13 protein-coding genes, 1 tRNA gene and 1 pseudogene are annotated in these 12,329 nt (G+C 64.2%); 5 read left to right on the top strand and 10 right to left on the bottom strand.

The window, feature by feature from the left end:
- Window positions 1-69 precede the first annotated feature (69 nt).
- From B2W55_RS22480 to B2W55_RS22455, 6 genes are all read right to left on the bottom strand, one after another.
- Complete coding sequence (locus tag B2W55_RS22480) at window positions 70-393, bottom strand: HU family DNA-binding protein (protein ID WP_256372051.1); 324 nt, start codon at window positions 391-393, stop codon at window positions 70-72.
- Window positions 394-672: 279 nt separating this feature from the next.
- Window positions 673-749, bottom strand: a tRNA-Asp gene (locus B2W55_RS22475).
- A gap of 217 nt (window positions 750-966) precedes the next feature.
- Window positions 967-2,268, bottom strand: a complete 1,302-nt coding sequence (locus B2W55_RS22470) for a hypothetical protein (RefSeq protein WP_024583463.1) — start codon at window positions 2,266-2,268, stop codon at window positions 967-969.
- A 165-nt stretch (window positions 2,269-2,433) separates the two neighbouring features.
- Window positions 2,434-2,583, bottom strand: coding sequence for a hypothetical protein (locus B2W55_RS22465; RefSeq protein ID WP_244442288.1), 150 nt, complete (start codon window positions 2,581-2,583; stop codon window positions 2,434-2,436).
- A gap of 56 nt (window positions 2,584-2,639) precedes the next feature.
- Window positions 2,640-2,840 (bottom strand): hypothetical protein, encoded by a 201-nt coding sequence (locus B2W55_RS22460; protein WP_024583465.1) that lies wholly within the window; start codon window positions 2,838-2,840, stop codon window positions 2,640-2,642.
- Between the two features lie 215 nt (window positions 2,841-3,055).
- Window positions 3,056-3,259, bottom strand: coding sequence for a hypothetical protein (locus B2W55_RS22455; protein ID WP_024583466.1), 204 nt, complete (start codon window positions 3,257-3,259; stop codon window positions 3,056-3,058).
- Between the two features lie 257 nt (window positions 3,260-3,516).
- Here B2W55_RS22455 and B2W55_RS22450 point away from each other — a divergent pair, with 257 nt between their 5' ends.
- On the top strand, window positions 3,517-4,473 hold the full coding sequence (locus B2W55_RS22450) for a TRAP transporter substrate-binding protein (protein WP_024583467.1): 957 nt from the start codon (window positions 3,517-3,519) through the stop codon (window positions 4,471-4,473).
- Between the two features lie 24 nt (window positions 4,474-4,497).
- Here B2W55_RS22450 and B2W55_RS22445 read toward each other — a convergent pair whose 3' ends face one another.
- The gene (locus tag B2W55_RS22445; RefSeq protein ID WP_024583468.1) at window positions 4,498-5,442 is read right to left on the bottom strand and encodes a LysR family transcriptional regulator; all 945 of its coding nucleotides are present in this window, start codon (window positions 5,440-5,442) and stop codon (window positions 4,498-4,500) included.
- Between the two features lie 123 nt (window positions 5,443-5,565).
- Between B2W55_RS22445 and B2W55_RS22440 the strand changes: the two genes are divergently transcribed.
- Window positions 5,566-5,943, top strand: a complete 378-nt coding sequence (locus tag B2W55_RS22440) for a YybH family protein (RefSeq protein WP_024583469.1) — start codon at window positions 5,566-5,568, stop codon at window positions 5,941-5,943.
- Between the two features lie 102 nt (window positions 5,944-6,045).
- Here B2W55_RS22440 and B2W55_RS22435 read toward each other — a convergent pair whose 3' ends face one another.
- Complete coding sequence (locus tag B2W55_RS22435) at window positions 6,046-7,677, bottom strand: FAD-binding oxidoreductase (protein ID WP_204368038.1); 1,632 nt, start codon at window positions 7,675-7,677, stop codon at window positions 6,046-6,048.
- Window positions 7,678-7,931: 254 nt separating this feature from the next.
- Here B2W55_RS22435 and B2W55_RS22430 point away from each other — a divergent pair.
- Together B2W55_RS22430 and B2W55_RS22425 are read left to right on the top strand one after the other, a co-directional pair.
- Window positions 7,932-8,155: pseudogene (locus tag B2W55_RS22430) on the top strand (autotransporter outer membrane beta-barrel domain-containing protein); the annotation flags it as partial.
- A gap of 106 nt (window positions 8,156-8,261) precedes the next feature.
- Window positions 8,262-9,080, top strand: a complete 819-nt coding sequence (locus B2W55_RS22425) for an alpha/beta fold hydrolase (RefSeq protein ID WP_024583471.1) — start codon at window positions 8,262-8,264, stop codon at window positions 9,078-9,080.
- A gap of 64 nt (window positions 9,081-9,144) precedes the next feature.
- On the opposite strand, the gene B2W55_RS22420 is transcribed toward B2W55_RS22425, so the two are convergent.
- A complete protein-coding gene (locus B2W55_RS22420; RefSeq protein ID WP_024583472.1) occupies window positions 9,145-10,437 on the bottom strand; it encodes a spinster family MFS transporter in 1,293 nt (430 codons plus the stop codon).
- Between the two features lie 50 nt (window positions 10,438-10,487).
- Window positions 10,488-11,678, bottom strand: a complete 1,191-nt coding sequence (locus B2W55_RS22415; protein WP_024583473.1) for an aromatic ring-hydroxylating dioxygenase subunit alpha — start codon at window positions 11,676-11,678, stop codon at window positions 10,488-10,490.
- Between the two features lie 130 nt (window positions 11,679-11,808).
- Here B2W55_RS22415 and B2W55_RS22410 point away from each other — a divergent pair, with 130 nt between their 5' ends.
- Window positions 11,809-12,324, top strand: coding sequence for a MarR family winged helix-turn-helix transcriptional regulator (locus B2W55_RS22410; protein ID WP_024583474.1), 516 nt, complete (start codon window positions 11,809-11,811; stop codon window positions 12,322-12,324).
- Window positions 12,325-12,329 lie beyond the last annotated feature (5 nt).

Genomic DNA, 12,329 nt, shown 5'->3' with positions numbered 1-12,329 from the left:
AAAGCGCCATTCCGGGGCCGCGTCACGTGCCGGAATGGCGCCTGATATCGACCGGGAGAGTTGGAAGCACTAGACGGCTTCCTTGAGCTCCTTGGCGGCGCGGAAGGCGACCTTCTTGCTTGCCTTGATCTGGATCTGCTCGCCGGTCGCCGGGTTGCGGCCCATGCGGGCGGCGCGCTTGCGAACCTGGAGGATGCCGAGGCCGACGATGCGGACGCGCTCGCCCTTCTTGAGGTGCTTGGTGATCCGGCTAACCATGTCGGTCAGGATCGTCTCGGCCTGCTTCTTGGACAGCTCCTGCTCTTCGGCAATGGCCGCTGCCAGGTGCTTCAGCGTGATTGTCGCCGGGGTCGCTGCTTTCTTCGCCATGTGTGGCCCTCCTCGTTGCTGAATGGCTGGATTGCTGCTTTCACGCGAATGGTAAAGCCGTTCGCGTCGGGAAAAGTGTCCGGAAAGGTCCTGAAACGGCCGGTCTGGGAAACGGGCAGCGCCGGGCCGGCCACAGGAACCCAGACCTATCAGGCCTTATTTGATTCGGGGCTTTGCTGACTACGCCGTTTCCCCTGAAAACAGCCGGCAACCCGCGTCCACGGCGCAGCGGACAACCTGCGTTGCGGCTGACGCTCGCAACACCCTCGAAATTCGGAACAGGTGGTAAGTGCTTGATAAGACTGGCGCGAGAGACGGGACTCGAACCCGCGGCCTCCGCCGTGACAGGGCGGCGCTCTAACCAACTGAGCTACTCCCGCGGATGCTGATCATCAAATTGATCCGCGCAGGACCGAGGGCATAAAGGCCCGCATCCCGTTAGTCAAGGACGTTACGGACCCCTGCACAAGCGATGTGCCCGGCCGCATTTTCAGCCGGCGCGAGGTGCTTTGCCGCTGATCGATCGCACTCGGTTCAATGCGGGCGCCTGCCGACCTCGCTCACGAACCGGCCATGTCGCATCGTGGCCGGTAAATGTCAGGCCGCGGCACCGACAGCATTGATGGGCTGCCCTGATGGCTGGGAACTGCGTGAGGTTTCCTCCCGCTGCTCGGGGGTCAGCCACCACAGCAGGAACAGCAGCGCGATGCCGTTCGACACCAGGGCTGTCGTCAACGGCACGTTCATGATCGCTTGAACGGCGATGCCGGATGAGACTGCGATGAAGCGCGGCGAGAGATGGCGCGAGACCATCGATCCCAGTGACAGGATCAGGCCGCAGGCGAACGCCGAAACCGGGGTGAGCGCAAGGCCGACCGATGCAATCCCCTCGGTGGCGAGGAAGGAGGCGTTGAAATTGCCGTCGCGATAGATGGCTCCGAGCGCCGGGCCGAGTTCGCCGTAGGGGCAGGCAATCAGCTGGCGCAGGACCGATACCTGGCAGAAGCGGGTCAGTTCACGATGTGCAAAGAAGTCGGCGTAGTGATCGAGCGCGAGGGAGGGGATCGCGACGAAGCGCAGATTGATGGCGCTGAAGATCACGTAGTCCGTGTCCGCGACGAGGACGAAGAACGCGGCCAGACCGACGATCATCGGGACGACGTAGGCCAGCACCGTGGCGAGCCGCGGGTCGAACCGGCCGAACAGGAAGAACAGAAATGGCAGCCAGAGCGGCAGCAGCAGAATCGTCTTGTTGTTGACGACCGGGTAGAAGCAGAGTGCGAACAGCAACGTGCCGGCGGCCGGCATCCATTCCCGGCGCGATGCGAAATGCGCGAACAGATAGGGCAGAATAGCACCGATGATGATTCCGGTGAGATAGTTCAGCAGCGCCGGTCGCGCGACGGCGTTGCGGGCCGTGCCATAGGGGTTGCCAAGGCTGGCGCCGAAATACACGTCGGCAATCAGCACGGCGAACGACGCCCCGAGCAGCAGGAACGCGACGCGCTTGATGGCTGTCTCCGACAGGCTGGGTCGCCAAAGCGGGATATTCTGGAACATTAGCGGGATGATCGCCGCGGCCAGCGCGGCGATCATGGCCCAGCGGGCGATGGTGTGCGGATAATCGAACGCGCTGAAGAAGCTCAGCCAGACGAAGCCGAACACGGCTGACAGCAGCGAGAAGCCGACCAGATAGCCGAAGCTGAATCGGCTCACGATGAACGCCGGGATGAAGACCGCCATGATGGCGGTGCCGAGGATCGCGTGCGCGCTGACGTCCGATCGCCAGAAATGCATGGCGGGGAATGCATGCCCGCAGGCGATCATCGAGCCGATGCTGAGGATGAAGAATCCGAAGATCGAGACCCCGACAAACAGGTCATCGCGCGTCAATTTCATCGGCCGGCCCGAATCTGAAGCTGCTTGACAGCTAGCCGGTCGGCCTCGGACAGCGCAAGTCAAGCTAAGTTAACCGGGGCGGGCGATCCACGTCGTCATGTTTCCACTCTGCGACTTGTCACAGTGACGCCATATTGAATCGGCCGCGGCAAGACGCCGACGCGATCACGCGAAGAATGCGGCGACCGCGACCAGATCGGCTTGTCCTGGCGCCTCGCCGCGCAGATTGGCGTCGATGACGCGGCGGCAAGCCTCGACGGTATGGGTATCGCCCAATTCATTGGCGGCCTCGAGGATCGACCAGACCGTATCCATCGGAACGTCGCTTTGCGCGGTGGTTTTCGGGTCTGATAGCATCGGGTGGGGCCGGGCTAGAATTCGAACAGGTCGCGGCCGCGCCGCGCCAGGATGTGTAGCTCCGCCACGGTGCCGCGCACGGCGTTGCAGCGCCGGCATTCGATGACGGTGTCGCCGGACGCGTGCGCCGGATCGGCGACCTTGATTGCGAGGCTTCCGCAATCCGTGCAGATGATCTTGAAGCCGGTTGTAATGACTTGCTGTTGTAAATGCATTGTGGGCCTGCGCCTCTGTTGACACCTACCGTACGGAACAATTTTTAAAACTGGGGTCGCGGAGCAGATCGCAATCGAACGATCGTGTTAGGAGCAGCTTAAGGTTTCGCCGCCGCCACGCTGCCCGGCTGATGCTTGGCGGAAGCAATAATTGGCGGAAGCAATAAAAAGGCCGCCGGGCGGCGGCCGTTCTCCCGGTGAAGCGCTCGATGGTCTCAGCGAACGGTCGACGTCTCCGACGACGTGATCGCGACGGGCTTGCCGGCCTTGATCACCTGATTGGTCTGGGCGGTCTGGGTGAAATCCGCGTTGTGCCGCGCCGAAATGCCGAACGCCGCAACCCCGATGGCCGCAACAAGGGCAACCACCACAATCTTGAGGTGGGTCGCGCGGTCAGCTGAATGGATCGAGTGGTTCATGGTCGCCTCCGGGCGTCTATGCGCCGTCTATGGCAGCTACTGGTAAGCCCGATCTGTTTCCGGATCGTTTCGTGAGTTCCGCGAAATGGTTTCGTGCCACGAAGCGATTGGTTTCACCGTGTCTTGCGTCACACAGGCGGAGAGCTGAAACTGGCGCCAGGCGCGTGAATGCGCCTGGGAGAAAAACAATAATGAAAACAAAGATCATGACCCGCAGAAGCGTGCTCGGGGCTGGCTCCGGCGCGGTCGCCGCCACGATGTTTGGCAAACGAGCTATTGCCGCGGCCGAGTTCGACTTTAAGCTTGGCGTTGACACCCCGGAAACCCATCCGCTGACGATCCGTCTCGTCGAAGCGGCCAAGGCGGTCGCGGAGCGTTCGTCCGGCCGGCTCAACATCACGGTGTTTCCGAACAGCCAACTCGGCGGCGATCCCGAGATGCTGTCGCAGGTCCGGGCCGGCGGGATCGAGCTGATGGCCGCGCCGAGCCTGACCCTGTCGATCCTGGTGCCCTTGTCGGGCCTGCCCAGCATCGGCTTTGCCTTCCAGTCCTACGACCAGGTCTGGGCCGCGATGGACGGCGGCGTCGGCGATCTCGTGCGCGAAGCGATCACCAGGAGCGGCGTGGTGCCGCTCCGGAAGGTCTGGGACAATGGCTTCCGCCAGATCACCTCGTCGTCGAGCCGGCAACTCAATGGCGTCGACGATCTCAAGGGTTTCAAGATCCGCGTGCCGGTGACCGCGCTTCTGACCTCGCTGTTCTCCGGTCTCGGCGCGTTGCCGTCGAGCATCTCCTACAGCGAGCTCTATTCGGCGCTGCAAACCCATATCGTCGAAGGGCAGGAAAACCCGCTGGCGCAGGTCTCGACCGGCAAGCTCTACGAGGTGCAGAAGTACTGCGCGCTGTCGAACCATTGCTGGAGCGGCTACTGGATCATCGGCAACCGCCGCGCGATGGCGGGCCTGCCGCCTGATCTCGTCGAGGTCATCAATGCCGCGTTCGATGCGGCAGCAGTGAAGGAGCGCACCGACCTGGTCGAGATGGACCGCTCGTTGCAGGCTGAACTGACTGGGAAGGGCATGACCTTCAACAAGCCAGATCATGTTCAGTTCAGGGCCGCGCTGGTGAAGGCGGGGTTCTACACGCAGTGGCAGAAGACCTATGGCGCGGATGCGTGGGCGGCGCTGGAGAAATACACCGGCAAGCTGACGTGACGAGATCGACGCGACCCGAACCAATCACCCGCGGATCCGGGTGCCCCGGCGTGACGAGGCCTTTCGGTCGCTTTTCGCGGGCCGTGCCGCCGGTAACGACAGAAATTCTCCGACGCTGGCCTGGCAGAAATCGAGATAGGCCCGGACGATGCTGGAGGGGTGGCGATGCGACGGATAGAGCAGGCTGACTTCCTGCTCCGGCATCGGGTGATCTGCGAGCACCGCGCAAAGCTTGCCGCTTTGGAGGTGCGCGGTCGCGAGAAAGGGGGGCAGTTCGGTCAATACCTCGCCTGCCAGAGCCCGGTTGCGTAGATGCAGGTAGGAGTTCGTGGACAGAATCGCTTGCGGCCGGACGACGTGCTCGCCGAGGCGCCAGGAAGCGCCACTGTTGGTGTCTCGACACCAGACCGCGCAGGGGCGGTGGGTTATCTGATCCGGTGTGTCCGGGGTGCCAAACCGCTTCATGAATTGCGGGCTGGCAACGAGGACGTGTCGATAAACCAGGAGCCTTCGCGCCACCATGGCTTCGTGGACGAGAACGCCGACGCGGAGTGCAACGTCAATTCCCTCTTCCACAAGATCAACTCGGCGATCGGTGGTGTAGGCACTGACCTGGACGTCGGGATAGCGTCGCTGGAATGCGCCGATGAGCTCCCACCACGGCTCAAATTCCGTCGGCAGTGAAATCCGCAGACGCCCCCGCAAACGCGCCTGATCGCTCTTCGCGGCCTCTTCCGCTTCGGCCAGCGCGTCAATTCCGAGGGTAGCGCGGTCGTAGAGCCGGGTGCCGATGTCGGTCAGCTTCGTGCCGCGCGCCGATCGCTCCAGCAGGGCGACCTTGAGCTCCTTCTCAAGCTCGCGGATTCGCCGGCTCAATGTCGGCAGCGGGATCCCCATCCGCAGCGCGGCGGCCGACAGGCTCCCCGCCTGGACGACGCTGACGAACATCTTGACGGCGTTGAGATCCATTCGGAAAGCCTATCATAAATGAGAGGCTAGTTGCCAGATCAATCAGTACCGGATCGATTTTGAGTAGCCTAGGTATCGACCGTCGCGCTTGCGATGCCACATCGAACCCAAGGAATCTGTGCGATGCCAATCGAAAACCTCCTCAAGACCTACGAAACCGCTCTCAACGCAGGTGATGTCGACGCAATTATGAAGCTCTATGGGCGGGAGCCCGCTTTCATGCCGCAGCATTCTCCTGCGCTGATGGGGCGAGAAGCTGTCCGGGCTGGCTACGAGCAGGTGTTCAGGACGATCAAACTCGACGTCAAATTCCAGATCCACGAAGTCGAGACGTTCGGGGATTGGCAATGGGTGCGCACGAGCTCGACCGGCCGTACCAGGATTCTGGCGGCGGGGCTCGAGATCGACGAGGGCAACAACGAACTGTTCATCTTCCGACGTGAGGACAGCGTGTGGAAGATCCATCGTTATCTCTTTGCAACCACGCAGCCACGGGCTTAACTTGGCGGCTCAGATCGGCGGCGGCGCTTCTTGCGGAAGCGTCGCCCGAGCGACCGCATTGGTGAAGGCGCAGCGAAGGGGTCTCCGGTTGCAGCGCCACCTTCACTGATGTGTCGTGAGCCGCGTAAATCCGTCGTCGCTCCAGTCGTGGCTGCCCACGCCGTGCCGCACGAAGAACACGCCCGCCGGATCGTACTTCTGCTTGATCTGCAGGAGCCGCGGATAGTTCGCGCCCCAATAGGCTCGCTGCCAGTCCCGCTCGAAGAAACTGCTTTCCGCGAGATAGGCGCCGCCATCCGGCGCGACCTTTCTGAGTTCGCCCACCGCGTTGGCAATGGCTGCGGCATGCTTGCGCGCGTCAGCCAGGTCCGGCTCGTGACCTCTCAAGGCCGGATAGGCCGGCGGGCCCTCGCTCGCGATGATGGCGAGCGCGAAGGCATCGATCACGGCCGGGTTCGTCGCAGTCTGCTTCGCGGTGGCGATCGCGGTCTCCGATCCGCCGGCCAGCCCTTTCTGGAAATGCAATTCGACCGTTGAGTGCTGCGCCGCCGCGAGCAGGGCATCGACGAGCCGCTCGCGATCAGCGCCGTCCAGCAGCGAAGCTGCCAGCCACAGCGATTCGAAGCCGTGAATGAAATGTCCAGCCTCGCTCAGATTTGCGGTCCAGAACGCGTTGTCCGCCGGAGCGCCGGGACGATCGTCGAACTGGATCGCCTGCGGCGCACGTTGCCTGATATAGTCGAGGTCCCAGCGCCGCGCCGCCGGACCGGTGCGGATCGACGGCGCGCGAACGAAGGTGAATTCGTCGCGCGCCTCGGTGACGAAACCAATGAAGGGCTGCCACAGCTCGTCGGCCTGCGGCTTGGCAAGGCCCTGAAACGAGAGCTGGATGTCGAGCACGTTGCCCGGCTTGACGTTGACGATCTCGCCCCAATGCGGATTGTGCAGGCGCGCAGCGTAGAGATCGATGAACGCCCCGATCAGCTTGCGGAATGACGCGCTTGACGCGGCGCGGACCGTCATGTTGGCGAAGCCGAAGAGGTCGGGAAGTGGATGGGTCCGCAAAGTCATGCGGGCGACGACACCAAAAGTGCCTCCGCCGCCGCCACGCAAGGCCCAGAACAAATCGGCATTGTTGCGGGCATTTGCGATCCGCGCGACGCCGTCCGCTGTCACGATTTCGGCTTCCAGCAGGCTCGCTGCGGCGATGCCGTAGTTCTTCGAGTAGCTGCCGAACCCGCCGCCCTGCACCAGACCCGCGACGCCGACCGTGCCGCAGCCACCGCCTTGCACGTAGCGGCCACCTTTGGTGGTCACCTCGTTGTAGACATGCATCCAGATCGCGCCGGCGCCCACGGTGACGGCCGGCTGTGGCGGATCCTCGCAGCCCCGCGCGACGAAGCCGTCATGCAGCGTGATGTCGTTCATCGCGCGCGTCCAGATCATCAGCGAGTCCGGTGCGCTCGATGTGCCGAGATAGCTGTGGCCGCCGCCCCTGACGACCAGCCGGAGATTGTTGTCACGGGCAAAATTGACGGCAGCGACGATGTCGGCGGTGTCTCGCGCCGCGACAGCATAGACGCTCGGCTCCGACGTCCAGGCGTCGAGATAGCCCGTGGTCTGGGTCAGGGCCGGGTCGTCGCCGATGGAGTAGGGATTCTTCAGCTCCCTGAATACGTCGCGGCAGGCAGCACCGGAAGGATTGTCGCGACATGCCTCCAGCGGCGATCTCACGGCGATGAGGCGCCCCTTCGTCTGCTCGTTGAGTCTGCTCCAGCTGGCGGCCGACGGCCATTCGGGATCCGAAGGACGTGCTCGCCGGAGCGGGCGCGAGGCGGACCCGCCTGCGCTTTCCGCAGCCGGCGCGGGCCTCGGTCCGATCCATCGCGCCAGCGGGGCGAGGGCGGCGCAAGTCAGCAGGTCGCGACGATTCATGGGCTGATCGCCTGTCCGTGGACGAGAACGCGCGGCAGAATAGCAGCGCCATGCATGACTACAATCCCAACCGCGCGATCGCCGCGACCTTCCAAGCGCTGCCGGCACCAGCTTCATCGCCAACGGCGCCGCGCAGGCCAGCGACTCCGCGCTGACCACGGCATCGCTCGCGATGAACTGGCGCAATGGCTGGTCGGCATCGGCGACGTTCGAGGGCGAGTTCTCCAACGTCACCTCGAGCTACGCCGGCAAGGGCGTGGTGCGGTATCACTGGTGAGGCACGCCGATTACCTCAGGCGTAATCGCGCGCGCGACGTCTCCTTGCGATGATCGGTTGATGGCTGGCGACAAAGTCGCCACACGATCCGCAAGGGAGTTCTATCATGGCTAGCCGACCGCTTTTCGCGACCGCCAGGGATGGCACATCGCTGTTCGTGCAGGATTGGGGCACGGGCAAACCGGTGCTCCTGCTCGCCGCCTGGACCTTCAATTCCAGCGTCTGGGGCAGCCAGATCGTGGCGTTGAATGCGAAGGGCTATCGCTGCGTCGCGCCGGACCGGCGCGGCCACGGCCGCTCCGACCTGCCGGCGACCGGATATGATCTCGACACGCTGACCGACGACGTCGCCGCCGTGATCGAGCAGCGGGATCTGCGCGACCTCACCGTCGTCGCGCATTCGATGGGATCGATCGAGGCTGTGAACTATCTGGCGCGTCATGGCTCCGAGCGCGTCGCACGGCTGGTGCTGGTGGCGCCGACCACGCCGTTCATTGTCCAGTCCGAGGACAATCCGGACGCGGTGCCGCGCGCGATGGTCGACGCGCAGAACGCTGCGATCGCGCAGGACTTCCCGAAATGGATGGGCGAGAACGAGGCGCCGTTCTTCATGTCCGACACGCCGGAGGCGACGCGGGCCTGGATCAGGGAGATGATGCTGAGTGTGCCGCTGCCGGTGGCGCTGGCCTGCCGCAAGACCATCTCGTCGGCCGACCTGCGCGCCGCGGCGAGGGCGATCGATCGTCCGACCCTGATCGTGCACGGCGACAAGGATGCCAGCGCGCCGCTGGAACTGACCGGCGCCAAGACAGCAAGGCTGATCAAGGGCAGCAGGCTCGCCGTCTATCAAGGCGCGCCTCACGCACTGCCGCTGACGCACAACGCGCGCTTGATGGCCGACCTGCTGGCCTTCATGGATAGTTAGATCATGATGCGATGCGCATCATGATCTCTTCGGAAAACCGGCTCCCACTTTTCCGGATCATGCTCTAACTGGCGCGCGCGATATCGGCACGGATCCAGCGCGCTGCCCAGACGAACAGCAGCGCGCCGAGCGTCGTCGTCACCGCCGCCGACAGCAGCGAGTAGCGGACTGCATCGACGCCATAGATCCCCTTCAGGGCGTCGTTGATCATGCCGACGGCGAGCGGGCCGACACCCTGGCCGAAGCAGGTGGCGGTGAGCAGCACGAGCGCGGAGGCCAGCGCGCGCATGCTGGGTTTAGCCACCGTCTGAGCGATCGCAAAGATCGGGCCGAGATGGAAGCCGACCATGAACGAGGTCAGCGCCAGCGTTGCGACCATCAGCGTGAAGCTTGGCGTCAGCATGCACAGCGCGAACACCGGGCCGGCGAGGCCGGACATGATCGCCGGCGCCCACAGCTTCCAGCGATCGTCGCGACGGCCGATCTGCGCCACCACGAGGCCGCCGATCAGCGTGCCCGCCATGCCGGCGAGCCCTTTGAAGGTGCCGGCATAGGTGCCGATCTCGGCGCTGGTGAGATGATGGATGCGCGCCAGGAACGGCGGGATCCACACCGCCGTGGCGTAGTTGGTGTAGGTCGTCAGGCAAAACCCGATCAGCACGATCACGAAGCTCGGCTGCGAGATCAGGAAGCGTAATGTCGGCCCGATCGGCTCAGCCTTGAAGGTCTCGGCCATCGCGCCGCGTTTCGGTTCCGATATCGTCAGCCACAGCACGGCGGCTAGCGCGATGCCGGGCAGGCCGGCGGTGAAGAAGGCCATCCGCCAGCCATAGTGCTGGTTGACGTAGCCGCCGATGAAATAGCCGAGGAAGACGCCGAGATAGGTGCCGATCGCGTAGATGCCGAGCGCGCGCGGCCGCTCGTTCTTGTCGAACAGATCGGCGATCATCGATTGCGACGCCGGCGTGCCCGCGGATTCCCCGATGCCGACGCCGATCCGCGCCAGCGCAAGCGCCGTGACGCTGGAGGCGAGGCCGCAGAGATAGGTCATCGCGCTCCAGAACGCGAAGGCGAGGGCCACGATGTTGCGGCGGTTGAGGCGGTCGGCCATCCGCGCGATGGGAATGCCGAGCAGCGAATAGAACAGCACGAAGCCGAACCCGGCGAGCAGGCCCATCGTGGTGTCGCTGAGTGCGAACTCCTTCTTGATCGGCTCGATCAGCACGTTGAAGATGGTGCGGTCGAGGAAATTGAGGGCGTAGATGATGGTGAGCAGCGCGAGCACGTAGTAGCGGCGCGTGGAAGGCGTTGCCGCGGCTTGCGTTGGTGCCGCCGCCTGCGGTGCGACATCGACCATGACTTCCTCCCCCGGATTTGTCTTTTCTTGCCGGCTCGCGTGCGAGCGCCTTACGCCTCGCGGATGTAATTCCCCGCTTCGAATTCGACCTGGCCGGCATCGGCATCGAACGACACGCCGATCGGGTCGCGGCCGGCAGCCATGGCCTCGAGCTGGTCGGCGAGCATCCGGCGGATCATCAGGATGCCGCGGTCGCTCTGGCCGAAATGCTCCTCGGAATGAACAGTCACCGGACCCTGGCCGACCTGGGCCTCATAGTCGCCGGGGAATTGCTGGTGCTCTTGCTCGGTCATGTCCCACCAGAACTTGCCGTTGAACTTCGAGCGCATGCGGCCGATGTCGCCAGCGTTCTTGACCCGGCCAGCGACATAGATGCGGAACGAGGTGTCGTCGATCGGGAGGGTCCAACCGATCGATTCGACCCGGGCGAACTGCGCGACCCGCGGATTGGGCACGACGCGGAGTGTGGGCAGGGCGGCCTCGGTGACGCGGTAGAACACCTTGCCGTCGTCCTGCCGGCGGATCGAGCGCACCGCGACGCCGCGCGGCGTCATCTCGAACTTCACCTCGGGCATCGAGGCCATCATGTTGGTGAATTGCGGGCCGGAGAACGAGCCGTGCAGCACCGGCACGTGATAGGGGTCGGCGACGTTCTCGAAATGCTGTAGCCAGTTGCAGGGGATCACGGCCGGACCGCCGCCGCCGATCGAGGAATCGTCGGCCTCGACAAACTCGCCGTCGTCCATCGTCTCCAGGCACTCGTAGCGGGGGAGCACCGGCTTTCTGTCGGCCGGACCCATATAGGCGAAGATCAGGCCGTAGCGTTCCTGCACCGGATACCAGGGCTGGCGCACCTTGTCCTTGAACAGTCCGCCTTCGGGCTCGCAGGGCTGCTCGAGGCAGCGGCCTTCGGTGTCGAACTTCCAGCCGTGGTAGCAGCAGCGGATGCCGTCCTCCTCGACCTTGCCGTAATAGAGTGTAGTGCCGCGATGGCAGCACCGGGCGTGCAGCAGGCCGATCCGGCCGTGCCGGTCGCGAAAGAGAATCAGGTCTTCGCCGAGCGCGCGGACTTTTCTGGGGATATCGGTGGCGTCGCCGGCGAGCCCGATCGGGTGCCAATAGCGCCGCAACAGCTCGCCCATCGGCGTGCCGCGGACCACCGAGGTGAGCTCGGTCCGGGTGGTGGACGGCTTCATCGCATAGGCCGTGCCGAGATCGCGGTCCCGTTGGGTGATCGTCATGTATCTCCTCCGGCCGCCGGTCAGTCGCCCGCGGCTGCGTTGTCGTTGACCAAGTCAACGATAGATCGATGACAATGTCAACGATCTCGATTAGCTTGGCAGCGGCAGGCTTTGTTGGCAGAGGTTGGCAATGACCGAGAAGCTCAGGACCGAGAAGGTGTTGCCGCCGGAGGCGGTGGTCGATGCCGAACTCGCGCCGATCACCGCGATGATGTCCTCGCGGCTGATGGTGCTGGCGAATCTGCTCAGGCGAGGGGCGCTGCTGCGCTACAAGCGGCTGACCGGCCTGTCTTCCGTCGAGTTCGGCCTGGTCGCCTCGCTCGGCCGCCGGCCGCCGATGAGCGTGGTGCGGCTGGCCGAAGCCGTCGGCATGGACAAGGGGCAGATCAGCCGGGCGCTCGCCGAGCTGGTGGCGCGCAAGCTTGTGGCGAAGGCGGCCAATCCGCGTGACAATCGGGAAACACTTGTCTCCCTCACCAAGGCCGGGCTCGCCGCCCATGACGCCATTGTGGCCGGTGCACAGGAGCGAAACCGGCGTCTGCTGGAACAGCTCGGTCCACAGGATCTCGAACTACTGCTTGGACATATTGACCGCCTCACGCTGACCGCGGCCGAGATGCTCGCTGCCGAGCGGGAGCTGGGCTGATATGG

The sequence above is a fragment of the Bradyrhizobium sp. UBA2491 genome, from assembly GCF_002341725.1.
In the GTDB taxonomy this organism is placed as follows: Bacteria; Pseudomonadota; Alphaproteobacteria; order Rhizobiales; family Xanthobacteraceae; genus Bradyrhizobium.
Note: the sequence above shows the minus strand (reverse complement) of the source record. Positions and strands in the feature narration are given on the sequence as shown.

Excerpts from the sequence above, each read along its gene's own strand:
- B2W55_RS22470 (WP_024583463.1), bottom strand. The coding sequence starts at position 2,268 with ATGAAATTGACGCGCGATGACCTGTTTGTCGGGGTCTCGATCTTCGGA.
- B2W55_RS22465 (WP_244442288.1), bottom strand. The coding sequence starts at position 2,583 with ATGGATACGGTCTGGTCGATCCTCGAGGCCGCCAATGAATTGGGCGAT.
- B2W55_RS22460 (WP_024583465.1), bottom strand. The coding sequence starts at position 2,840 with ATGCATTTACAACAGCAAGTCATTACAACCGGCTTCAAGATCATCTGC.
- B2W55_RS22455 (WP_024583466.1), bottom strand. The coding sequence starts at position 3,259 with ATGAACCACTCGATCCATTCAGCTGACCGCGCGACCCACCTCAAGATT.
- B2W55_RS22450 (WP_024583467.1), top strand. The coding sequence starts at position 3,517 with ATGTTTGGCAAACGAGCTATTGCCGCGGCCGAGTTCGACTTTAAGCTT.
- B2W55_RS22445 (WP_024583468.1), bottom strand. The coding sequence starts at position 5,442 with ATGGATCTCAACGCCGTCAAGATGTTCGTCAGCGTCGTCCAGGCGGGG.
- B2W55_RS22440 (WP_024583469.1), top strand. The coding sequence starts at position 5,566 with ATGCCAATCGAAAACCTCCTCAAGACCTACGAAACCGCTCTCAACGCA.
- B2W55_RS22425 (WP_024583471.1), top strand. The coding sequence starts at position 8,262 with ATGGCTAGCCGACCGCTTTTCGCGACCGCCAGGGATGGCACATCGCTG.
- B2W55_RS22420 (WP_024583472.1), bottom strand. The coding sequence starts at position 10,437 with ATGGTCGATGTCGCACCGCAGGCGGCGGCACCAACGCAAGCCGCGGCA.
- B2W55_RS22415 (WP_024583473.1), bottom strand. The coding sequence starts at position 11,678 with ATGACGATCACCCAACGGGACCGCGATCTCGGCACGGCCTATGCGATG.
- B2W55_RS22410 (WP_024583474.1), top strand. The coding sequence starts at position 11,809 with ATGACCGAGAAGCTCAGGACCGAGAAGGTGTTGCCGCCGGAGGCGGTG.